19 protein-coding genes are annotated in these 22,495 nt (G+C 46.6%); 5 read left to right on the forward strand and 14 right to left on the reverse strand.

What is annotated here, in order from left to right; all coding sequences use genetic code 11:
- Positions 1–287: 287 nt before the first annotated feature.
- Positions 288–941 carry a thiopurine S-methyltransferase gene (locus tag PQQ36_RS09935; RefSeq protein ID WP_225470681.1) on the forward strand — a complete coding sequence of 218 codons (654 nt, stop codon included), beginning with the start codon at positions 288–290 and terminating at the stop codon, positions 939–941.
- 52 nt (positions 942–993) lie between these two features.
- On the opposite strand, the gene purT is transcribed toward PQQ36_RS09935, so the two are convergent.
- The 7 genes from purT to PQQ36_RS09970 form a co-directional block, all read right to left on the reverse strand.
- Positions 994–2,169 (reverse strand): formate-dependent phosphoribosylglycinamide formyltransferase, encoded by a 1,176-nt coding sequence (gene purT, locus PQQ36_RS09940; protein WP_039553923.1) that lies wholly within the window; start codon positions 2,167–2,169, stop codon positions 994–996.
- 131 nt (positions 2,170–2,300) lie between these two features.
- Complete coding sequence (gene cdd / locus PQQ36_RS09945) at positions 2,301–3,188, reverse strand: cytidine deaminase (protein WP_045596423.1); 888 nt, start codon at positions 3,186–3,188, stop codon at positions 2,301–2,303.
- A 361-nt stretch (positions 3,189–3,549) separates the two neighbouring features.
- Positions 3,550–3,732: a hypothetical protein gene (locus tag PQQ36_RS09950; protein ID WP_011080247.1), complete on the reverse strand. Its 183-nt coding sequence runs from the start codon at positions 3,730–3,732 to the stop codon at positions 3,550–3,552.
- Between the two features lie 171 nt (positions 3,733–3,903).
- Positions 3,904–4,908, reverse strand: coding sequence for a J domain-containing protein (locus PQQ36_RS09955; protein ID WP_225454218.1), 1,005 nt, complete (start codon positions 4,906–4,908; stop codon positions 3,904–3,906).
- Positions 4,909–5,000: 92 nt separating this feature from the next.
- Positions 5,001–5,672: an OmpA family protein gene (locus tag PQQ36_RS09960; RefSeq protein WP_375295149.1), complete on the reverse strand. Its 672-nt coding sequence runs from the start codon at positions 5,670–5,672 to the stop codon at positions 5,001–5,003.
- A gap of 81 nt (positions 5,673–5,753) precedes the next feature.
- Entirely contained in the window at positions 5,754–6,443 is a 690-nt protein-coding gene (locus PQQ36_RS09965) for a DUF2786 domain-containing protein (RefSeq protein ID WP_011080250.1), read from the reverse strand.
- A 147-nt stretch (positions 6,444–6,590) separates the two neighbouring features.
- Entirely contained in the window at positions 6,591–7,280 is a 690-nt protein-coding gene (locus PQQ36_RS09970) for a DUF3334 family protein (protein WP_225470682.1), read from the reverse strand.
- Positions 7,281–7,493: 213 nt separating this feature from the next.
- Between PQQ36_RS09970 and ydiJ the strand changes: the two genes are divergently transcribed.
- The 3 genes from ydiJ (at position 7,494) to PQQ36_RS09985 (ending at position 12,875) form a co-directional block, all read left to right on the forward strand.
- On the forward strand, positions 7,494–10,538 hold the full coding sequence (gene ydiJ / locus PQQ36_RS09975) for a D-2-hydroxyglutarate dehydrogenase YdiJ (RefSeq protein WP_225470683.1): 3,045 nt from the start codon (positions 7,494–7,496) through the stop codon (positions 10,536–10,538).
- A gap of 72 nt (positions 10,539–10,610) precedes the next feature.
- On the forward strand, positions 10,611–11,072 hold the full coding sequence (locus PQQ36_RS09980; protein ID WP_225470684.1) for a methyltransferase family protein: 462 nt from the start codon (positions 10,611–10,613) through the stop codon (positions 11,070–11,072).
- A 174-nt stretch (positions 11,073–11,246) separates the two neighbouring features.
- Complete coding sequence (locus PQQ36_RS09985; RefSeq protein WP_273661033.1) at positions 11,247–12,875, forward strand: S1 family peptidase; 1,629 nt, start codon at positions 11,247–11,249, stop codon at positions 12,873–12,875.
- A 106-nt stretch (positions 12,876–12,981) separates the two neighbouring features.
- On the opposite strand, the gene PQQ36_RS09990 is transcribed toward PQQ36_RS09985, so the two are convergent.
- From PQQ36_RS09990 to hutC, 6 genes are all read right to left on the reverse strand, one after another.
- Positions 12,982–13,707, reverse strand: a complete 726-nt coding sequence (locus tag PQQ36_RS09990) for a DUF3581 domain-containing protein (protein WP_017421064.1) — start codon at positions 13,705–13,707, stop codon at positions 12,982–12,984.
- A 186-nt stretch (positions 13,708–13,893) separates the two neighbouring features.
- On the reverse strand, positions 13,894–15,435 hold the full coding sequence (hutH, locus tag PQQ36_RS09995; protein ID WP_011150507.1) for a histidine ammonia-lyase: 1,542 nt from the start codon (positions 15,433–15,435) through the stop codon (positions 13,894–13,896).
- A gap of 5 nt (positions 15,436–15,440) precedes the next feature.
- The gene (gene hutU / locus PQQ36_RS10000) at positions 15,441–17,138 is read right to left on the reverse strand and encodes a urocanate hydratase (RefSeq protein WP_263217416.1); all 1,698 of its coding nucleotides are present in this window, start codon (positions 17,136–17,138) and stop codon (positions 15,441–15,443) included.
- Positions 17,139–17,200: 62 nt separating this feature from the next.
- Positions 17,201–18,211, reverse strand: coding sequence for a formimidoylglutamase (gene hutG / locus PQQ36_RS10005; protein ID WP_273661034.1), 1,011 nt, complete (start codon positions 18,209–18,211; stop codon positions 17,201–17,203).
- Positions 18,204–19,424, reverse strand: coding sequence for an imidazolonepropionase (gene hutI, locus PQQ36_RS10010; protein ID WP_263217414.1), 1,221 nt, complete (start codon positions 19,422–19,424; stop codon positions 18,204–18,206). The genes hutG and hutI overlap by 8 nt, the downstream gene beginning before the upstream one ends.
- Positions 19,425–19,544: 120 nt before the next feature.
- Entirely contained in the window at positions 19,545–20,252 is a 708-nt protein-coding gene (gene hutC, locus PQQ36_RS10015; protein WP_039553899.1) for a histidine utilization repressor, read from the reverse strand.
- A 193-nt stretch (positions 20,253–20,445) separates the two neighbouring features.
- Here hutC and PQQ36_RS10020 point away from each other — a divergent pair, with 193 nt between their 5' ends.
- On the forward strand, positions 20,446–21,189 hold the full coding sequence (locus PQQ36_RS10020; RefSeq protein ID WP_273661035.1) for a sporulation protein: 744 nt from the start codon (positions 20,446–20,448) through the stop codon (positions 21,187–21,189).
- 17 nt (positions 21,190–21,206) lie between these two features.
- Here the strand turns inward: PQQ36_RS10020 and PQQ36_RS10025 are convergent, their stop codons facing one another.
- Positions 21,207–22,190: a DUF3187 family protein gene (locus PQQ36_RS10025; protein ID WP_263179892.1), complete on the reverse strand. Its 984-nt coding sequence runs from the start codon at positions 22,188–22,190 to the stop codon at positions 21,207–21,209.
- Between the last annotated feature and the right edge of the window lie 305 nt (positions 22,191–22,495).

The raw sequence follows: 22,495 nt of genomic DNA on the forward strand, positions 1-22,495 counted from the left end.
ACTCTCCTTAACTTGCGTTGTTTTAGTAAACGGGGAGTCAAAAGGTCTAAAACTCAGTCAAGTTACTTAAGTTATGGGGGCGCACTGTCAGGAAACAATCAAGATAAGTGTATATGTTTCTCTTATGTGCACAGTGTCACACACTGCATAATCCCCAGATTTCAGTCATACACTCTACATTCCAAGGATTAACTTAATATGAACGAAAACCACTTTTCACTGTTTTCAATGTTAATTATTGGTTAGGCTATGGCGCAGGTCAGTTCAAAAGAAAGATACAGATAACGATGAGAGATGCAGAATTTTGGCACAACAAATGGGCCAGCAACCAAATTGGCTTTCATTTGGAAGACGTTAATCCATTATTGACCCGTTTTTGGTCTGCGTTGGCACCGAAGCGAGAAGAAACGGTTTTGGTTCCACTTTGTGGTAAAACAGAAGATCTTGCGTGGTTGGCAACGAAGCATGATCACGTTGAAGGTGCTGAACTCAGTTTGATTGCCGTGCGATCTTTTTTTGCTGAGCACTTTTACACTCCGACGGTGATACCGATTTCCGGCCAACATGAGCTATATCAGTTTGATGAGTTGTCTATTTACGCGGGGGATTTTTTCACCGCTCCGATCAGTAAAGCAGATTTGATATACGACCGTGCAGCTCTGATTGCGTTGCCTGAAGAGATGCGAGTGGAGTATGTACAACGCATTCGTGGTCTATTAAATCCTGGCGGGCGTATTTTACTGGTGAGTTTAGATTACCCTCAGCAAGAGATGGCCGGCCCTCCGTTTTCGGTCACTCAAGAAGAGATAGAACACTTATTTGCAGGCATGCATGTGACACGTTTGTATCAAGACATCGCGGATGAACATCATCCCAAAATTGCAAAACAAGGCTTAAGCCGCTTTAGCGAAGAAGTCTACGTTATTGAAAACGATAAATAACAAAGGGTAGCGTGAGCTACCCTTTTTAATCGGCTGAATCGAAAAACGATGTTCAGTAAATGACTTTGATTTTCTTAGCACTTTCTATTGCTGCATCCACCGCTTTCTCAGTGCTAGAACGACGTGTCAACACAACACCTAAACGACGACGGCCATTAATATCGGGTTTGCCAAACAGACGCAACTGGGTTTGCGGTTGTTCAAGCGCGTCAGACATTCCGTCAAAGCGAAGGTTTTCTGATTGACCATTGCCCAAAATCACCGCTGAAGCGGAAGGGCCGTATTGAACAATCTTGTTCACTGGCATGCCAGTAAATGCACGTACGTGGAGAGCAAATTCAGACATTTCTTGTGAAATCAGTGTTACTAGCCCGGTATCGTGTGGGCGAGGGGAGACTTCATTGAAGATCACCTTGTCACCTTTTACGAAAAGTTCTACACCGAAAATACCGTAGCCACCTAACGCATTGACTACCTGTTCTGCTGTGTATTCGGCAGCTTTGATGGCATTTTCAGACATCTGCTGTGGTTGCCAAGATTCACGATAATCCCCATCTTCTTGTCGATGGCCAATAGGAGCACAGAAATGCACGCCATCAACTGCGCGAACGGTGAGTAGAGTGATCTCATAATCGAAGTCGATAAAGCCTTCGACAATCACTCGTCCAGCGCCAGTGCGACCACCTTCTTGAGCATATTGCCATGCTTTCTCAATATCGGCTGGAGATTTAATGACACTTTGTCCTTTGCCAGAAGAGCTCATCACGGGTTTTACGACGCAAGGAATCGACACCGCTTCAACGGCTTCGACAAATTGCTGATAGTTGTCTGCAAAGCGGTATGGTGAGGTAGTGAGGCCAAGCTCTTCTGCCGCTAGACGACGAATCCCTTCACGGTTCATTGTGAGTTTGGTTGCTTTTGCACTAGGCACCACGTTTAAGCCTTGTTCCTCGAGTTCTACCAACTTGTCCGTTGCGATAGCCTCAATCTCTGGAACTACAAACGCAGGTTGTTCTGCGGCGATAACTTTTTCTAGCTCGCTTGCATCTAACATGTCGAAAACATAACTGCGGTGTGCTACTTGCATCGCGGGTGCATCAGGGTAGCGATCACAGGCAATCACTTCCAGACCAAGACGTTGGCATTCGATCGCCACCTCTTTACCGAGTTCACCAGAGCCCAAAAGTAATACGCGTGTGGCGCTTTCGCGAGTCGCGGTACCGAACATAGTGCTTCCTTTAAAAAGTAATCAGAGAGAATAAAATTGCCGCCGATCATACTCAATTTAACCCGCAAAGCAAACGTTTGCTTTGTGATTTTAAAGAAAGCCCTACGTAAAGTAGGGCTGACGACATATCGCTATAAGCTGAGATAACTCACTGGAATATCGGGGTTTAAGGCTTCCAGTGTGGACTGGGTACATGCTAAGTGGCTAATTTTGCCTTTATGGCTTTCAACAAGCGCCGCAGACTGAATATTGTCAAATCTCTCACCCGCGAGAAGCAACTGGATCAATGCCACTTGCAGTGGTGGAAGGCTTGGGTTGAAAGCAGCATTTTCGGCGTATGCACCCAGATAAACGCGTCCACTTTCAGTCTGCAATGCCACACCGCTCAAGTTGTGCGTATAAGGTGCATGACTGCGGTTCATGGCTTCAACCGCACGTTGCATTAAGGCATCATCATCTTCAGTGGCGAAACCATGATGGACTTGGCTCATTAATGCCGATTCGATGCCCAAATCTGATGGGCCAAATGAATCTGGCAGATAGTCGTGTAGTTTCTTTTCTTCGCGCTCTGGCAATTGAATCTTAAGCTCTTTGGCACTGGATAATTCATTCATGAACTGACGGCAGTGACCACAAGGGCTGAAATTAATGGTGATGTCTGAAAGACCTTGCTCGCCCTTCATCCATGCGTGACTAATAGCCGATTGTTCAGCATGAACCGTTTGTCCAAGCTGGACCCCATCAAACTCCATATTCGCGCCAAAATAAAGAGTACCAGATAGGCCACGAACAATCGCACCAACATAAAACTCAGAGATGGGCGCGTAAGAGTAAGCGGCAGCAAAGGGAAGCAACGCAACACGTAGTTGGTTATCGGTCATCCCTGTTTGCTTGAGTAACTCATCAAACTGAACTGTTGAAAGGGAAGCATCAAAGTCAGCAGCCAAAATGATAGGCGCTAGATGGCGTGAAAGTGATTCTGGTGCGCTTGCCAGCGCGTTCTCAAAGCGACTCTTCATGGTGAATCCTTGTAATTGCATGGAAGGTTATTCTATGCAAGAACGAAAACTCTTCAGTGATCCCTGTCACTATAAGTAATGTAACGGTTGTTTATGTTGCATTATTAGAGTGAAGTCACAAATGTATTCGATTGCACAATGCTTCAGAAAGATAGTTGAATATTTCTCGTTATGCGAACGGCTGTCTGTTTGTAGATAATAATGGTTAGAAGACGCGATAGGGAAGCTGGAACTGACGACAAAAAAATACCCTCTGCAAAGAGAGGGTATCGAAATCATCCATTGATGCTTGATTCATTCCTAGTGTGGTTATCCAAGCTTATTGATTTGTCTATTTACGATAAAATATGGCTGTTTAACACTATGAACTTAACATTTGACGATCGCGCATCTGTTGTTCGCCAATGTTAAACAAGCGTACGTCAATTTTTGCAATGTCATTGCATTCTTCACATGCGTGATGGCATTTGCCATCAAGATAGTCATGTCTAGTCAGCATTCTTGGCTTTTTGCACCAATCACAGGTGCCTTCAATTGTAAACATCTCGTTCTCCCCACCTAGAGTCTTGGTTAGGTGTTATTTTGCGGCGCTATTATGCCATAACTTTTCTATGGGTGTTAAATGTCTGTAAATAAAATTTGAGAGCGTGATCGATTGCGAGAGTAGATTATATGGGTGTTTCGCGTTTTGATTGATATATCAACAATTGCAGTGTTACTTATTTGTAACATTTTGTAATAGTACTTTTAATGCCCCGTTTAGGCGCTTCATTTCCTCTTCACTACCCCTGGCATCTGGGTGGTAGAGTTTCGATAGTTGGCGGAAGCGAATTTTGATCGACTTTTCATCAGGGATGTTACTTGGCAGGTAACCAAACATCGCGCAAGCCAGCGCTACCTTATGATTTTTTTGTTGATTCTGCAGTTTTTTGTACTCGTTAAAGACTTTTTCTAACTGGCGTTTTAACTGCTTGTTACTGAACTGCTGACTTTTCAGTTCCTTTTCTAGTGTTAAGTCGCGGTCTATTTGCTGAGTGAGTCGACGTTTTCGTATTGTGCGCGCCAAAGAAACGCCTGCAAGAATAACACTGAGCAATAGAGCAATAGGGATCCAATCACTGACTACAGAAGCACTGTTTTTTTGCGAGAAATTGGTTTGGTTTGATGTGAGCGAATGCTCGTCAACGGGTTCCGCCAAAGCACTATCGAGCTGCGATATCGCAGAGACTTGCTTGGCACGCAACTGGTTGAACTTAAGTTCAAGTATGCGATTGTATTCTTGATCAGCTTGCTGATTAGTTTGGGCTGCAATACCAAACCACTGTTGAGCAAGGTCAAGATTGTTAAATTCATTGCCGTGTTGTTCATACAGATTGCCCAAACGCAGCAGGGCAACTTGATTACCTTGGAGTGCCGAGTGGAGGTACCAATTTGCGGCGCTTTTAATATTGACTTGCGTCCCTATGCCACTTTCTAAAGCTTGTGCGAGTTTAAACTGCGCAGGCTCATAACCTAACTCAGCGGATTGTTGGTACCAATAGAAAGCATCGACAGAAGCCGTGTCATCTTGGTGCTGTTCGAGTTGAACAGCGAGCTGATATTGTGCCTTGGGATCTTGCTGATTGGCTTTTGCTGTTAACTCCTGTGTGCTTTCTGCATGAGAGCGAAAAGAAAGCATCAGGAACATGAGCGAAGTAACAAGCAAAATGAGTTTGCGCAAAATGGGATCTCTAGAGGTTAGGTTCAGCCCAAATTATAGACTGAACCTAATGTGAAATCAGCAGCTAAGCCAAAATTGCCAACTTTGCGTTATTACTTAAGTGGCAGGATTTGTATCTCGACACGGCGGTTACAAGCTCGGCCTTCTGCAGTGCTGTTGGTGCAAAGAGGGTAACGTTCACCGTTGCCTCGTGCGACGGCTCGGCCTGCAGCAACGTTTTGAGAAATCAGGAAGCTACGGACGGATTCCGCACGACGCTCGGAGAGAATTTGGTTAGAGGCATCATTGCCTGTGCTGTCAGTAAAGCCATCAATCACTAAGCTGGTATCTGGGTACTCAACTAAGATTTGCGCTACACCTTTAAGGGTATTGTGAATGCCGCTATCCAGAGCATAAGAGCTTGAGCTAAAACCGATGCCATTTTCAAGACGTAACAGCAATTGATTTTCGCCAACACGTTCGACCTGAACGCCAGAATTAAGCAGTGCTTCACGCAGTGCTTTCTCTTGTTGGTCAAAGTAATACCCAACACCACCACCAATAGCGGCTCCGCCTGCTGCGCCGATCAGGGCACGTTTACCACGATCTTTTTTGTCGCCCGTTGCCGCGCCAGCGACTGCGCCTGCAATCGCGCCAATCAGTGCGCCTTTAGTGGCTGAGTTGGTTTCAGATTCGCCAGTGGTTGCATTCTGACGTTGAGTTGCCTGACATCCGCTTAGAGTCAGAAGAATCGCTAAAGCAATAGAAACTTTTTTCAAAGTCATCTCTCCATGTACATTCAGAGGCTAACTGCTGCCTCCGTGCGGATTATTCAGCAAGTCAATGAGAGAAATGTCAGTGTAAGGTTATCTTTTTTCGATTTGTTTCATCGCTTGAGCACCACCAACCGGGCGGTTAACCGACACTTTGCGCCCTTTTTTCAGGCCCACTTCGTAATCGGCAGTGAGATTTTTCATCGCCTCACGCAACTGCTGCTTAAAGGTTTCACGATCGATGTTTTGGAACTCTTTATCGATGTAATTATTGATTTTGTTGGCCGATTCTTCATCAGGCGTGATCACTGGCAGTTTTTCCAATGCGCCCTCTACCCAGCCGGAGACAAACGAGTTGACTCGGCGTGTCACCTCAAGTGAAGAGGTGCCAGAGCCTGCAAAGCTATTGCGGAATTGGCCCGTGCTTTCGTTCATTTCACGATAAATAATGTCAAAGGCGAAAGCGGCGAAAATAGCGCGGTCAGCTTCACCAATGAACTCTAAGCGTTTGAGTCCCTTATGGTTAAGCAACACTGCTTCTACACCAAATTTGGTATTGATGCCACGAATAACACGCAGTAAGACGGAACTGATACTCGCAGGCAGAAGATGGGTTGATTGAGTTTTTCCCATCTTAATGAACTCGATATCGTCTTTGTCGAGGCCATACTTGAGCATCAAACGATGCGCCATCTTAATCGCGTTGGCCGCTTCGTTGACATTGGCGGAGTTGCCTAGCTCTAGGCATTTGGCAATTTTCTTCAGCGCTTTTTGTTTATCCATAGACAATGGCAAAAACCTAACTCAATCAGCAAAGTCGGACATCATACCTTTTTTTCGACAAAATTTGAATCCTTGCGAGAGGCGCGGTGACAAAAAAGCCGTGTCACAGTGGACACGGCTTTCGCTGGCTAGATATTGCGAAAAGGCTTAGATACCCAGTTCATCAAGCAAATCTGAGGTAATGTCTAATTCTTCTTCTAATGAGTTGCTCTCTGCTTTCTTGCCGCGCATGTTTGCTTGCGCCGCTTCTAAAATATCATCCGGATTCTCATCTTCAGCGACTTCGAAATCTTCAAGCTGAATAAATTCAGTTTTATCCATTGCAAGTTCTAAGTAGAAGATGTTGTTATTTGCCGTTGAGAAGGTCACACGACGCGCTTGTGGGCGGTCTAGGTTGGTATCCACCGAAAGAATAACCTGTTTGTTCAGAGACAACATTTTGGGTTGATTTTGGGTGATGTTGGTTTGCAGTTCTTTGCGAATTTTATTGGTGAAATCACCGACTAATTGGTTCATCAACTCACCCAGCACATCACCCACTTCATCGGAGGTGTGCAACACAGCCAGTTCTTCTTCTGGCATGCCCATATTGCGCATGTAATTGGTGTAAATCTCTAATGCTGCTTTTGCGGTAAAGTTGATGACGACAAGGCCAGTAAAACCACCATCAAAAAGAACAAAACAGCCGAAATCAGGCTTTAGACTGGTTTTGTTGATTTTCTGCACCATTGCAGAATAGTGAATTTGAGAAGAGGTGGCAGAAGTGAGCACTCCAGATACGGACTGACACAGTTTTAACAAGATATCTTCGGTCGTAACGACTCTGTTTTTTTTCATTATCAATGCTCTGTTTAAGTTCTTTACATATGGTCTTTCAATGACTTTAGGTGGGTATCACCGGAAAAGAAAGTACAACTTTCATTTTTGCATTCAGATTCTGTTTTGATCACCTTTTTAAATGTTGTAAAGTGACGAAATTCAAAGATTAATTTCTAACTCTAATCATAAACCCGTAGCTGATAGGATCAGTGTTGTAGGGGCAGGAAGCAAATGTTACCAAGACTTAATACTCAATCGGATGTTGATCCCGTTGTCCTGAGTTTTCTCAAAGAACTTGAGCAAGCTGGTTTCAACGGTGATATTGAATCCCACTACGCGAGCCGCTTGGCGGTGGCAACCGACAACAGTGTATACCAACAACTCCCTCAAGCGGTGCTTTTACCCAAAACAACGGAAGATGTGGCGCTTATTGCCAAGCTTAGCCTAAATCCGCTCTTTGAGCGCGTGACATTTTCGCCCAGAGGCGGTGGTACGGGGACAAATGGGCAGTCGTTGACTAAAGGTGTTGTGGTTGATCTCTCTCGCCATATGAACAAAGTCTTGGAGATAAATGAACAAGAAGGCTGGGTTCGTGTGCAGGCTGGGGTAGTGAAAGATCAACTCAACGATGCAGTCAAACCATTTGGTTACTTTTTTTCACCGGATCTTTCTACCAGTAACCGTGCAACCTTGGGAGGTATGATTAACACCGATGCCTCAGGACAAGGTTCACTGAAGTATGGCAAAACCTCTGATCATGTTTTGTCACTGCAAGCGGTTTTTGCCGATGGTTCGGTCCTCGAATCGGACCTCTCAAAAGGCTTGCCTGAGGAAGGTCAGTACGCATACCACGCTTTACAAACGACGGAAGCCGTTTGTCGAGAAAAGCGTCAGCAGATTTTAGCGAAATTCCCGCCATTGAACCGCTTTCTAACCGGTTATGATTTAAAAAATGCAATTGAAGAGCAAACCGGCGAGTTTAACTTTACTCGGGTACTCTGTGGCGCCGAGGGTTCACTGGCGTTCATCACTGAAGCCAAACTCAACCTTACGCCAATTCCGAAAGCGCGCACGCTCGTAAATGTAAAATACAACAGTTTCGATGCTGCGCTACGTAATGCGCCCTTTATGGTTGAGGCAAAAGCGCTGTCTGTTGAAACCGTCGATTCCAAAGTCCTGAATCTCGCTAAGCAAGACATTGTTTGGCACAGCGTGAGTGATTTGATTACCGATGTACCCGGGCTGGAGATGCTCGGTTTAAACATGGTGGAATACGCAGGTGAAAATGAGCTAGAAGTCGCTGAGCAAGTAGCCGCGCTGACCAGCAAACTCGATAGCATGCTAGAACACGGTGAAGCTGGCATTATTGGCTATCAAGTGTGTAACGACGTGGCTAGCTTGGGGCGTATCTACAACATGCGTAAGAAAGCGGTTGGCTTGCTTGGTGCTGCGAAAGGACGAGCCAAACCGGTCGCGTTTGCGGAAGATACCTGCGTGCCACCAGAAAATTTGGCCGATTTTATCGCTGAGTTTCGTCAACTGTTGGACAGTAAAAATCTCGAGTACGGTATGTTTGGCCATGTGGACGCCGGGGTTTTGCATGTTCGTCCTGCACTTGATCTATGCGACCCGACACAAGAACTACTCATGCATGAGGTGTCCGATGACGTTGTCAAACTGGTTGCGAAATATGGCGGTTTGATGTGGGGTGAGCATGGTAAGGGTTTTCGCTCAGAATACGGCCCTGACTTTTTTGGTCAAGAGCTGTTTACCGAGCTAAGACGCATTAAAGCGGCGTTCGATCCTCACAATAAAATGAACCCAGGTAAGATTTGTACACCACTTGATAGCGATGCTGAACTTGTCAAAGTCTCTGATACCAAAAGGGGGTTTTACGATCGCCAAATCGACGTAAAAGTGCGCGACAGCTTCAAACAGGCGATGGAATGTAATGGCAATGGCTTGTGTTTTAACTACGATACAAGCTCGCCAATGTGTCCCTCTATGAAAGTGACGGCAGACAGACGCCATTCACCAAAAGGTCGTGCAGGTTTGGTTCGTGAATGGTTGCGCCAGTTGACTGAGCAGGGCATTGATATTTTGGATTTGGAAGCTCAAACCCTACAGGGTTCTCCGACCATTAAGAACATGCTTGATCGAGTCCGTAATCGAATTAATCAGCGTCATGAGTACGACTTCTCTCATGAAGTGTATGAGGCTATGAATGGTTGTTTGGCGTGTAAAGCGTGTGCCAGCCAATGCCCGATTAAAGTCGATGTGCCGAGCTTCCGTTCGCGCTTTCTCAACATCTACCACAGCCGTTATCAACGCCCGGCGAAGGATTATCTGGTTGCGAACATCGAAACCTTGTTACCTATCATGTCTAAAGCGCCACGCTTGATTAATGGTGTGATTCGCCAATCGTGGATGCAAAGCTTAACGGAGAAAACGGTCGGTTACGTGGACACGCCTTTATTGTCGGTCCCAACCTTGAAGCAGCGACTGGCAACACTTAAAGAGTTTGATTTACAACAGTTAAATGCGCTTTCAAGTGATGAAAAACGCGATCACGTTTTGATTGTGCAAGATCCCTTTACCAGCTATTACGATGCACAGGTTGTTGAAGATTTTGCTGCGTTAGTCACAAGCTTAGGTAAGACGCCAATATTGTTGCCGTTCAAACCCAATGGTAAAGCGCAACACATCAAAGGCTTTTTAAAGCGTTTTGCGGCAACTGCGAGTGATACTGCGAAGTTCCTAGAGCTGGTGGCAGATTTAGCGATTCCTATGGTTGGTGTCGATCCTGCATTGGTGCTTTGCTATCGTGATGAATACCAAGAGATCTTAGGAGACAAACGAGGCGATTTTCAAGTGCTCACTGCGCACGAGTGGTTACTGCCTCGTCTAGCGGAGTTTGATGTAACCAAAGGCAGCGCGGAGCCGCCTTGGTATTTGCTGGCGCATTGTACAGAAAAGACGAAATTACCGAACGCGGAAAAAGAGTGGGGCACTATTTTTGCTCATTTTGGCGCTCAGCTTAATACCGTCCCAGTTGGTTGCTGTGGTATGGCTGGCACGTTTGGCCACGAAAGTGACAAGCTACAAATGTCGAAAGATATCTACGCTTTGAGCTGGCAGCCAAGTTTGGAGACATTGCCAAAAGAGCGTTGCTTGATCACTGGCTACTCATGCCGCTCTCAAGTGAAGCGCTTTGAAGGCGTTCAACCTCTCCATCCGGTGCAAGCACTGCTTTCCATCTGTCGCCAGAATGGATGACCGTGAGCCCAGCGTTATGCTGGGCTTTTTTGTGAAAAGAACCTGCGACCGTAAAGGTCTCCGGAGTTGAGCATGGACAAACTCGAGTTAAAAATCCCCCCTGTTGCCGTATTTCTTATCTTCATATTTTTTATGTATTTGACGAGTGAGTTTTTCATCTCATGGTCATTTTCACTTAGTCGTCGATTATGGTTCGCTGGTGTGTTGTTTGGCTTGTCTGGTGTCATTGGTATTGCCGGCGTATTGGCGTTTCGTCAAGCGCAAACAACGGTGAATCCGGTCAAACCAGAAAGTGCTTCGACAGTGGTATCTAATGGCATTTTTGCTTATACCCGCAACCCCATGTACCTCGCTTTATTGCTACTGTTACTCGCTTATGCGATTTGGTTAGAGAATATGTTGGCCTTTGCTGGTTGCCCTTTATTTGTTGCCTATATGAACCGCTTTCAAATTTATCCCGAAGAAAGAGCGTTAGAAGGATTGTTCGGTGAGCGTTATTTAGTTTACAAACAAAAAGTTAGACGCTGGATTTGATACAAAAGAAAGGTGTTTCTAATGTAGTGATTGTGAATGTTGAGAAGCGTGATATTGATCTGTGAAATGAATTCCATCTTGATGGTGTTTGCTCTTTATGAATGGTGCGTTTGATATATGATTTATTGATTTTTAAGAACAATAATCATTAACGTCATGTTGTAAGGAAATATCATGTATCGTCGGAAAATACTTTCTATCGCTATCATATCTACATTGGCTTTCGCGAATAGTCAGGCTTTAGCACTCGATTCATTGAATAGCTCGGAAAGTTCTGTGGAACGCTCTAATCGAATTATTGGGGGATCTACGGCACCTGCCGAAAAGTGGCCATTTATGGCGGCGGTTGTGAGTAAGGGCTACAACGGAGGCAAAGGCCAATTTTGTGGCGCCAGTTTCATTGGCTCTAGATATGTCCTGACGGCTGCGCACTGTTTGGATGCAACCTTGGGTGAAGACATTGAAGTGATCATCGGCCAGCAGAATCTGTCTGCAGCGACGAGTGAACAACGTCTTTCAGTGCGTAAAGTGTATATTCATGAAGAGTATGCTGACGCTGCTCTGGGAAATGACATCGCCATCTTAGAGTTGAGTGAAGAGTTTGAAGGCGCTCCCGTTGCCTTAGTAGAAGCCAGTTTTAGGAATTCATTGGCTGCTGGGACTAACTTAACAGTGATGGGATGGGGAGATCAAGACCCAACAGATAACTTTCGTGGTGCAACTCAGTTACAGCAAGTTGACGTCAATCTGATTGCTCAGCAAACATGCCGCAATGTCGGAGGAGATTACGCTAAGATTTCCGATACGGCATTTTGTGCGGGACTGGTTCAAGGCGGCAAAGACTCATGTCAAGGTGACAGTGGTGGCCCGATTGTTGTCAGTGATAATGGCCAATACAAACAGTTGGGTATTGTCAGTTGGGGTGATGGTTGCGCGGAGAAAGGCAAGTACGGCGTGTATGCCAATGTCAGTTATTACGCTGATTGGATTGCCAATAAAACAAAAGGCCTGAGTTACGATCAGCATGTTTATGAGGGCATCGTCTCACCAGGTATTCAGAGTGCGACGTTAACTTACCGAAATAATACCGAGAGTGAGTTATTGCTATCCAACTTCTCCACGACGTCAAGTGCTCAAATTGTTCATAATACTTGCGAACAGCCTCTTGCAATCGGAGAAGATTGTCAAGTTACTACAAGCTACAGTCTTCTTGGCTCTGGTGATTTTTCTTATGATGTGACAATGGATAGCAACCAAGGTATAGGCCAAGTGAAATCGACGGTGCATTATCAATCTTACCAATTGGCCGACCCGTTCATATCAGATTGGATCATGGGACAAATTCCTAACCAACAACTGTCCGTATTTAGTCAAGGTATCGAGTGGGATTTTTCTGCGATAGGGATTATGTCCGGTACTTTAGAAAAGGATCAATCCTCAGGTATTGCGATATCAGGGATAGCAAAAGGACAAGTGGCCTTGGACATGTCTGTCTCTTCGGAAGAAAAATTTGATGAATTAAAGATTTTCGTCAATGGCAGACTAGAGTTGTCGGTAAGTGGAGAGCAAAAAGGGACGGTCTCATTCGTGTTACCCCGCGAGAAAAACGTAATTGAATTGGTATATGTGAAAGATGAGTTAGGAAGTGAAGGGGCAGATCGCGGTTTCTTAAATGCCATTCGCTACAGTTCATCACTCATCTTACCATCGGCAGAAAGTTCAAGTTCGGGTTCAAGCAGTGGTGGTAGCTTAGGTTGGTTATCGTTATTGGCTCTGTTGGGTTTCTTAAGACGAAAATACTAACAGAATAGTAATGTGTACGTTTTGACTATCTCGTATCAAAGAGAAAGGGAGCTTTAAATAAGCTCCCTTTTGTTCTTAGTATTGTTTGTTTACTTGGCTAAGTCACTTATGCTGCTTGCGCAAACTGCTGCAAGAAGGCTTCTTTACGTTCGTTAAAGCGGTTAACCAAGTCATCAACAGCATCTTGGTCATAAGGCTTTAGGCCGCTGGCGACCATGCGTTTAATGCCACGTCCAACCACTTCGCCATCTTCTTTAAACGCGAAGTTAAGAGTGACGACACCACGTTTGCCATCAACATCAAAGGTAGCGCCGGTAAATGCCACCTCTGGATGAGAAAGATCCAGACGCTCAAATTCGACTTCCATGCTTTCGTAAATCACCAGAGGACGCTGGCAATTGATCATCATCTGTTGCTCTTCCATTAGAGGCACCATGATGTGTGGGAAGTTCATGCCTGAGAACTGAACATAGTTGGTCACCACGTGCTCAATGAAAGCCGCATCGCGATTCACGTCGCCTTCGCGACTCATGTGCAGGTACTCTTTACCTACAGCATCCACAACGGCACTCTCTTTAGTACACTTATTTTCAATGTGAAGAGCCACACCATCGTTGACCATGCCAGAAAAGTCGAAACGCATTTTTTGGCTGACGCCTTCTTTGCTGAGCAGTACGGCAAACAAAAGATCGCCAGGCACGCAGAAGCGTTTGCTGTCTTCATCATGGATTGGGTTATAGTCTCCCGCGACCTTTTTCGCAAAGTGGCTTGCTTGCTCGCGAGTGAACTGAAATTGATGGTTATTGCTTGAAAAATAAGGTGTTAGAAACATATGTCGTATGATATAGCCAAAACTGTGGCTGATTATACGCTATGAGAATAGATTCAATGGTCCATCCAGTGTGAAAGTTCAATATTTGCTCACAGATTTGTGTGCAAAGTGAACGGTTTACATCTAGAAATAAGAAGCAAGAGGGCAAGTTATGCCCTCTTGTGGTTATGGTTTGCTTATCCGTGATTAGAGAACACTCGGTAACAGCGCTTCTGGCATCAGCACGTTGTGCACGGCCAGCTTCAGCAGTGAGTTGGCTTTTTCAATATCCGGAGCAAAGTAACGGTCTTTATCGTAGAAACTGACTTTCTCTCGTAGCATCTGCTTTGCTTGTTCTATGCGAGGCGAGGATTTATGCGGTGCACGGAAATCCAGTCCTTGCGCCGCTGAGAGATACTCGACGGCTAAAATGCCACGTGTGTTTTCACCCATTTCACGTAAACGACGGGCGGCAAAGGTAGCCATGGAGACATGATCTTCTTGGTTCGCTGACGTTGGTAAGCTATCCACGGATGCCGGGTGTGCAAGAGTTTTGTTTTCACTTGCCAACGCCGCCGAGGTCACTTGCGCAATCATAAAACCAGAGTTGACTCCGCCGTTATCGACCAAAAATGGTGGCAGCTTAGAGAGTGCGCTATCAATCAGCAATGCCATGCGGCGCTCCGAGAGGCTGCCGATTTCTGCAATTGCGAGAGCAAGGTTGTCTGCTGCCATAGCAACAGGTTCTGCGTGGAAGTTGCCTCCAGAAATGATGTCGTCATCTTCAGCAAATACGAGGGGATTGTCGGAAACCGAGTTCGACTCAACCAACAAGATCTCAGCTGAGTTACGGATCTGCTGCAGACATGCGCCCATCACTTGCGGCTGGCAACGCAACGAATAAGGGTCTTGCACCTTTTCACAGTTGCTGTGTGACTGGCCAATTTCACTACTGGTGTCCAGTAGATGACGATAGGCCATCGCAGAATCCATTTGGCTGCGGTGCCCACGCACGCGGTGAATACGCGGGTCAAAAGGACGGCGACTCCCTAGCGCAGCTTCAACTGACATTGCGCCGCAGACGGTTGCGGATGCGAAGAGGTCTTCAGCGATAAACAGTCCTTCCAACGCGAAAGCCGTCGACGCCTGTGTACCATTCAGTAGTGCAAGACCTTCTTTTGGCGCAAGCGTGATCGGTTCAAGGCCGGCTATTTTGAGTGCTTCTAGGCCTGAGATAATTTTGCCGTTGTGACGCGCTTGCCCTTCACCTAGTAACACTGTGCTCATATGAGCCAGTGGGGCCAAGTCGCCCGATGCCCCAACCGAGCCTTTTTGTGGTACACAAGGGTAAACTTGCGCGTTGACCAAATCGATCAACATTTGAATGACGTTGAGACGAATACCGGAATATCCACGGGATAGGCTATTGATTTTGAGCACCATCATCAGACGGACCGTTTCATCTGCCATGAACTCGCCGATACCCGCAGCGTGAGAAAGGACGATACTGCGTTGCAGCGTTTCAAGATCTTCTGGGGCAATGCGTGTATTGGCCAATAAGCCAAATCCAGTATTAATGCCGTAAACGGTGCGATCCTCGGCGATGACTCGTTCAACCACTTGCGTGCTATCTTCAATAGCTGGAATCGCTGACGCATCAAGAGAAAGGTTGATGGGTGAACGACTGACTTGACGCAGTTGATTTAAGCTAAGACAACCGGGCTTTAGCGTGAGATTTAACATATCCATATTCCTTACTTCAACTTGCTCAATTCTTTGTTCAGCATCGGCAGGTCAAGACCTTGCTGCGCTGCGCACTGTTTGGCGATGTCGTAACCCGCATCGGCGTGGCGCATTACCCCCGTCGCGGGATCGTTATGCAGCACTCGGGCAATACGCGCGGACGCATCTTCTGTTCCGTCACAGCAAATCACCATTCCAGAGTGTTGCGAGAAACCCATGCCTACACCACCACCATGATGGAGTGATACCCAAGTCGCACCACCGGCGGTATTGAGGAGGGCATTGAGCAGTGGCCAGTCAGAAACCGCGTCTGAACCGTCCAGCATGCCTTCCGTTTCACGGTTTGGGCTGGCGACGGAACCCGAATCTAGATGATCACGGCCAATCACGATCGGCGCTTTTAATTCGCCATTTTTCACCATTTCATTAAATGCCTGACCTAGGCGCTCGCGATCTTTCAGACCCACCCAGCAAATGCGCGCAGGTAAACCTTGGAACTGAATACGCTCGCGTGCCATGTCTAACCAATTGTGCAAATGAGGATTGTCAGGAATCAGCTCTTTCACTTTTTGGTCTGTTTTGTAAATGTCCTCAGGATCGCCCGACAGCGCCGCCCAGCGGAAAGGGCCAATGCCTTCGCAGAACAAAGGTCGAATATACGCTGGCACAAAGCCCGGGAAATCAAATGCATTCTCGACCCCTTCTTCTAGCGCCATTTGACGAATGTTGTTGCCGTAATCGAGCGTGGCGGCTCCACGACTTTGCAGTTCAAGCATGGCTTTGACTTGAACCGCCATGGACTGTTTTGCGGCTTTGACGACAGCGCTCTCGTCTTGCTGACGCATTTCCGCTGCGTAGGCCATACTCCAGCCTTGCGGTAAGTAGCCATTCAACGGGTCATGTGCCGAGGTTTGATCGGTGACGACATCGGGCGTGATGTTGCGCTCCACCAATTCTGCGAACACATCGGCGGCGTTACCCAGTAAGCCAACAGAGACAGGCGTGTCGGATTCTTTGACGATGGCCAACGCTTCCTCTAGGGTGGTCGCTTTCTTATCGACATAACCCGTACGTAGGCGATAATCGATACGCGATTCGTCACATTCAACGGCAATCATCGCGAAGCCCGCCATGGTTGCAGCAAGTGGCTGCGCGCCGCCCATGCCACCAAGACCACCAGTGAGTACCCAGCGACCTTTTGCTTCACCAGCGAAGTGTTTTTTTGCAACAGCGACGAAGGTTTCGTAGGTACCCTGTACGATGCCTTGAGAGCCGATGTAGATCCAGCTGCCCGCGGTCATTTGGCCATACATCATCAAGCCTTGTTTATCGAGCTCATTGAAGTGTTCCCAGTTTGCCCAGTGTGGAACCAGGTTAGAGTTGGCGATCAGCACGCGTGGTGCATTTTTATGCGTAGGGAAGACACCAACAGGTTTACCTGATTGAACCAACAAAGTTTGGTCGTCTTCCAGACGCTCAAGCACTTCAACAATCTTGTCAAAGCATGCCCAATTGCGTGCAGCACGCCCAATGCCGCCATACACCACTAAGGCGTGCGGATGCTCAGCCACATCAGGATCCAAATTATTCATCAGCATGCGCAATGGCGCTTCGGTCAACCATGACTTGGCTCTTAGCGTGGTGCCATGAGGGGCGCGAATGGTTCGGCTGGTGTCTAGGCGAGGATCTTGTCCTTGGCTCTGTGTCATTGTAAGACTCCTTTAATTTCACGTAGCGGTGAACTCATCGGTTCACCTGATTGTTGTTCTGTTTATTGATGTTCGAGTTTGTCGTTCATGGCGTTGGCAATGTCCCAGCACAATCTGGCCGCTAGCCGCGCTGTTTGGCTGTCGACGTCATAAGTCGGGTTGTATTCGGCAATGTCGGCCAACATTAATTTGTCTCGGTGCGCGAGGATACGATCAAGAAAGGGCGCTAAGTTGTCGTAACTGACCCCTCTTGCCGCAGGGGCGCTTACGCCTGGCGCGGTGGCCGCAGGGAAAACGTCCAAGTCAATGGTCAAATAGAGGTAGTCGCAGTCGTCGATAAAATGCTGCAATTGGGTAAGATGGTAGTCGTGGTTGACCGAGCCAAGATCTTTGTCTTCAACAAACCACACGTTGAGTTGCTCGGCGCGCTCAAACAAGGCGCGTGTGTTGCTTGCCTTACTCACACCTAGGCAAGCGTAATGAAAATCCCAACCTTGTTGCTGGCAATAGTGCTGTATTTGATTGAAAGGCGTGCCCGAGCTTGGCTTGACATCGGCTTGTGAACTTGAAAAAGCGCGCAAGTCGAAATGCGCGTCGAAATTGAGGATGCCAATTTTAGGGGCTTTTTCAGGATGATGTTGTTCAAAATAACGCGCCAAACCAGAAAAGGACGCCCATGCCACTTCGTGGCCACCACCTAGGGTAATGACAGGGACACACGGAAGAACTTCTGCAATGATTTTGGCGCAGTGCTGCTGGCTTGATTCCAGCAGGTCGTCATCGCACACAACGGTGCCCAAGTCGTAGAGCGGATGTGGTGAATGCCACGCTAAGTTAGCTAAAGCTCGGCGGATCAAGTCCGGTGATTTCTTTGCGCCAATGCGGCCTTTATTGCGCGCCACGCCCGCATCGCAGGCGAAGCCAAGCAGGGCGACACCATAAGGATTTTCACCAATATGGGTATAATCGATCGGCTGCACCACATGATGAACACGCAAACCCGCGGCACCGTCTTCCGCATCGTGGCGACCTTGCCAATGAAATTCATTATGAAGAAAAAAATGTTTACTCATCACAACACTCCTTGTGTTGCTCGAATTGACCATCAACGACTCTTGCAAAGAGACGCTGAGTTCCGACTTGATAACTGAGATCGGCGGGATGCTCGATCTGCCAGATGGCGAGATCCGCGTCATAACCTGTTTTGATTTGCCCTCGACTCTCCGCATAGCCCAATGCTTGCGCCGCATGTTGAGTGACGCCACGTAAAGCTTCTTCTGGCGTTAAACGAAAGAGGGTGCAAGCCATGTTCATCATTAAGGTTAAATCACAAAATGGTGAGGTGCCGGGGTTAACATCGCTGGCAATGGCCATGGGCACACCAAACTGACGCAATAGATCAATCGGTGGCAATTGAGTTTCACGCAGAAAATAGAACGCCCCAGGCAATAGAGTCGCGACGGTCGATGAACGGGCAAGTGCTTCGACGCCTGCTCGATCAAGAAATTCAATATGGTCAGCAGAAAGCCCCTGATAACGAGCAGTTAAAGCGGTTCCGCCCAAATTTGACAGTTGCTCTGTGTGCCCTTTGACACGCAGCCCGTGCTCGACAGCACAAGCATAGACTCTTTCTGTTTGTGCCAAATCAAACCCAATTGACTCACAAAATACGTCGACGCTGGTGGCTAACTGTTCTTCGGCCACCAGTGGGATGATCTCTTGGCAAATAAACTCGATGTAGTCGTTCGCACGGCCAGTAAATTCAGGGGGGAGGGCATGGGCGGCTAACAGTGTTGGTGTGATCTTCACCAATCGATGCTGTGATAAGGACTTTGCCACTCGCAGCATTTTGATTTCATCAACCAGTGTTAATCCATAACCCGATTTGACTTCAACCGACGTGACGCCACTGGCAAGCAAGCCATCAAGACGTGGTAGCGTTTGTTTGAGTAACTGCGCTTCGCTGGCTTGGCGTGTCGCGTAAACGGTAGAAAGAATGCCGCCTCCTTGGCGGGCGATTTCTTGATAGGGAACTCCCTGCAATCGCATTTCAAATTCGTTGGACCGATTACCCGCGTAAACAAGATGTGTGTGGCAGTCGATAAGGCCGGGAGTAACCAGCTTACCTTTTAGATCAATTTGCTTAGTAGCAGCCAGTGCCGTGTCATTGCCTAGATAATGGATTTTCCCCGCCTTAATGCCAATCGACATCGGCGTGCTGGGTTGATAACCCATTTCCCCTGATTGCAAAGTGACAAGGCGTGCGTTGGTAAGCAACAGATCCATGATTAAGGTTCCAATGATTTGTATTGACTAAATGTATATACAAATAAATAGGAGAAAATAATCGTTGTGACAAGGTGAATGTTGTTGAAATGTGATCAAATCGAAGTGTGATACTCTAAATTACAACAAAATCTTAGAGCTCAGCTTGTAGCGATTACCCGGATGATACAGCAGTGCGGTGCTGACGAGTTTGTCTTCACTCCAAGTACGACGGTTGAGCAGCAGACAAGGTTCATTGACTTTCATGTTGAGCTCTTGGCGAATACGGGTATCGGGCATGATGGCTTCAACCGTATGTTCCATCGCACTCAAAGGGCAGTTCTCAGAAAGATACTGATTGGGGGTCATTTGGGTGAAATCTTGTTGCAAATAGCGGGGTGCATAGAGGCTGTTAACCCAGCGCAACTCGAGCTGGATAGGCTCCTTATCCTCGTAGTGAATAATTTCACTGTAGAACACTTTCGTTCCTAGCATTACACCGAGTTTGGTTGCAATCGTATCATCCGCTTTGAGGACCAACTGTTGAATGACTTTGCTGTGATGCGTCTTGCCGCGATTGACCACTTCTTCGGCAATGTTACGGACATCGAGCAGTGGAGATTCTGCCTTGTCTGGTTTATCACAGACAAACGTGCCTAAACGTGGTCGCCTTTGCAATTTCCCCTCATTGACCAAATCGCGAATGGCTTTATTGACGGTCATGCGGCTGACGCCAAATTGCTCGGTCAGCTCTAGCTCAGTTGCGATCTTAAAGCCGATGTGCCACTCGCCACTGTCGATTTTTGTTTCAATGAACTGTTTGATCTGAATATACAGCGGTGATGGCATAATCTTTCCTCTAATTGACTATACAAATAGTGCGTAATTAACGTTGAAAAAGCAACTTCGTCGCCGCATTTTGTGGTGAAACACATTGTTACGAGCGAGGTGAGCTAATTTGCTTGCAGGTTTGAGTGGGGTTGTGTAAACAGAATCAGATAACAAAAACGACTGAAATAGTACAAAGATAGAAAGGAAAGGTATGTTTAAGAAGTTAAAAGCGTCTTTGGGTATTGGGGCGGCGAAGGTCGATACAATTCTTGATGAAATGAGTGTGCAGCAAAGACAAACTCTAAAAGGTCAGGTGCATATTCAAGGCGGTGATGTTGAGCAGAAAATCGACGCGATTACGGTCAAGCTCAACACGGAGGTCAAAGTCGAATCGGATAGCGGTGTGAGCTACCAGACCTTCACCATCGACAAAATTCAAGCCGTAGAACCGTTTGTCATTCAAGCGGGCGAGCAAAAAAGCGTGGCGTTTGAGTTAAAACTTCACGATGAAACGCCAGTCACTGCGGTGAACGCATTGAAAAACCAATGTCATGTTTGGCTGGAAACTTCATTAGATATTGAGTTTGCAATAGACCCGAGAGACCGAGACTTTATTGATGTTAAACCTTTGCCAGTGGTACAAAAAGTGATTGCCGCAATCACTAGCGCCGGTTTTAACATGGTGAAAGCGGATGTAGAGAAAGGTTTTCTTCGAGGGCAAAATTTTGCGTCGCGCTCTGGTTGTTATCAAGAGCTCGAGTTTCGTAGCAATGGCTTCCTAGGCAGCAAAGAGATTGAGTTATCTTTTATTCTGGAGGGTGGTGTGGTGCATTGCTTAGCGGAAATTGATCGTTCTCTCAGTTTAGCTGGGGATCAGTACCGCTCATTCACTCTGCCATTAAATGCAACGGACTCACAAGTCGCGCAAGCCATCGCGCCAGTATTAAGTGCCTAACCGTTCGTGATATGTACTTAATCAGCGCGCGATTTGAAGAGATAGCGATATCCAAATGTAAACGCGATATCGGTACTGTTGTCCATATTTCTGGCGTTTTCTATCATCAAAACTTCGAGCGCTGAACTGTCCATCACATAACGATAGCCCAACACAAACTCATTTGAAGGGTCTGAAAAATCATCAGGCCCTTCAGTCGCCCCCTGATAGATATGGTATTCCGCGAGAATGTGATGCTGGCGAGTAAAGGCATAACGGTATCCGGTCGCAAAAGCGAGTGTGTCTTTACGGTAGGGGATGTCTGCAATTGAGACTTCTTTGTTGCGATGGGTCATACCAAACATTGCGTAAATTGCGTGTTGCTCCTTTTGGTAACCGTAATTGAGTTGTAAACCTTGTTCAAAACTACTGCCTTCGAAAGGCCCACTGTTTACATCGTTGTAATAGAGGCTCCCTCCCACAGATAAGGCGTGGTGTTGATCTTGATAGAGTTGATATTGCACATAAGTGGATATGGCGCTGCTGAGCGTTTCCCCTTCAAATCCCTCTTCATGAACACCGTATTCCGGCATGGAGATATAAAAGCGGTGTTTATCGACCGTGTCTCTGCCATTTTGTCCGATACCAAAAAAGTCATGGAACGCAATCGTAAGGTTATCTAAATGGTTGTCCGCAGCAAACGTCCAGCGATAGTTCAACTCCCATTGCCACTGTTCGTTAACTTGCCATCTCGCGCCGACTTCCAATTGATTGTGATAGTAATCCAGCATGTAATCATTGGTTTCCGCCCAAACGCTTGCTGCAGTGAGAGAGGTGTAAGCTTCTATCGAGTCATCAGGCAATGAACGTGCGTTTCTCAAAACATTGCTTAACGCGTTTGACTGCATCGGCGATTGCGCGTAACTCCGCGTTGGTCCATATAAGTCATCGGCGTAGATATCACCGCTAATGGTAAGTGATATAACTCCGCTCAATGATAAAGAAAGAATAGTCTTATTCATATCTATATGATCTTGCTGAAATAATCTCATTGCTTTTTATTAGATTACTGCGCGAATTGAGTTGTGCAAGAGGCAAGGGGGCTTCCTCCTTGGGAGGAAAAAACAATTCTGCTTACAAATCGTGTAGTTGCTGATAAGAAAAATTTTTTAATCATTGTGATTTAGGTCTAATCGTTTACAATGGGTCGCTTCAGAGGCTGGTACATCCGTATTTGTACCAAAATCTGTACCAAATTATCCAAATTCACTTATGTTTGATTATTAATACATTGATTTTCAAAGCATAATTACTGAACACGTGTTGC

This window comes from Vibrio sp. CCUG 15886 (assembly GCF_028570825.1).
In the GTDB taxonomy this organism is placed as follows: domain Bacteria; phylum Pseudomonadota; class Gammaproteobacteria; order Enterobacterales; family Vibrionaceae; genus Vibrio; species Vibrio vulnificus_B.

Excerpts from the sequence above, each read along its gene's own strand:
- PQQ36_RS10020 (WP_273661035.1), top strand. The coding sequence starts at position 20,446 with ATGTTTAAGAAGTTAAAAGCGTCTTTGGGTATTGGGGCGGCGAAGGTC.
- PQQ36_RS09950 (WP_011080247.1), bottom strand. The coding sequence starts at position 3,732 with ATGTTTACAATTGAAGGCACCTGTGATTGGTGCAAAAAGCCAAGAATG.
- PQQ36_RS09935 (WP_225470681.1), top strand. The coding sequence starts at position 288 with ATGAGAGATGCAGAATTTTGGCACAACAAATGGGCCAGCAACCAAATT.
- hutG (WP_273661034.1), bottom strand. The coding sequence starts at position 18,211 with ATGAGTAAACATTTTTTTCTTCATAATGAATTTCATTGGCAAGGTCGC.
- PQQ36_RS09965 (WP_011080250.1), bottom strand. The coding sequence starts at position 6,443 with ATGGATAAACAAAAAGCGCTGAAGAAAATTGCCAAATGCCTAGAGCTA.
- purT (WP_039553923.1), bottom strand. The coding sequence starts at position 2,169 with ATGTTCGGTACCGCGACTCGCGAAAGCGCCACACGCGTATTACTTTTG.
- PQQ36_RS09990 (WP_017421064.1), bottom strand. The coding sequence starts at position 13,707 with ATGTTTCTAACACCTTATTTTTCAAGCAATAACCATCAATTTCAGTTC.
- ydiJ (WP_225470683.1), top strand. The coding sequence starts at position 7,494 with ATGTTACCAAGACTTAATACTCAATCGGATGTTGATCCCGTTGTCCTG.
- PQQ36_RS09970 (WP_225470682.1), bottom strand. The coding sequence starts at position 7,280 with ATGAAAAAAAACAGAGTCGTTACGACCGAAGATATCTTGTTAAAACTG.
- PQQ36_RS09985 (WP_273661033.1), top strand. The coding sequence starts at position 11,247 with ATGTATCGTCGGAAAATACTTTCTATCGCTATCATATCTACATTGGCT.
- hutC (WP_039553899.1), bottom strand. The coding sequence starts at position 20,252 with ATGCCATCACCGCTGTATATTCAGATCAAACAGTTCATTGAAACAAAA.
- hutI (WP_263217414.1), bottom strand. The coding sequence starts at position 19,424 with ATGGATCTGTTGCTTACCAACGCACGCCTTGTCACTTTGCAATCAGGG.
- PQQ36_RS10025 (WP_263179892.1), bottom strand. The coding sequence starts at position 22,190 with ATGAATAAGACTATTCTTTCTTTATCATTGAGCGGAGTTATATCACTT.
- PQQ36_RS09980 (WP_225470684.1), top strand. The coding sequence starts at position 10,611 with ATGGACAAACTCGAGTTAAAAATCCCCCCTGTTGCCGTATTTCTTATC.
- cdd (WP_045596423.1), bottom strand. The coding sequence starts at position 3,188 with ATGAAGAGTCGCTTTGAGAACGCGCTGGCAAGCGCACCAGAATCACTT.
- hutU (WP_263217416.1), bottom strand. The coding sequence starts at position 17,138 with ATGACACAGAGCCAAGGACAAGATCCTCGCCTAGACACCAGCCGAACC.
- PQQ36_RS09960 (WP_375295149.1), bottom strand. The coding sequence starts at position 5,672 with ATGACTTTGAAAAAAGTTTCTATTGCTTTAGCGATTCTTCTGACTCTA.
- hutH (WP_011150507.1), bottom strand. The coding sequence starts at position 15,435 with ATGGATATGTTAAATCTCACGCTAAAGCCCGGTTGTCTTAGCTTAAAT.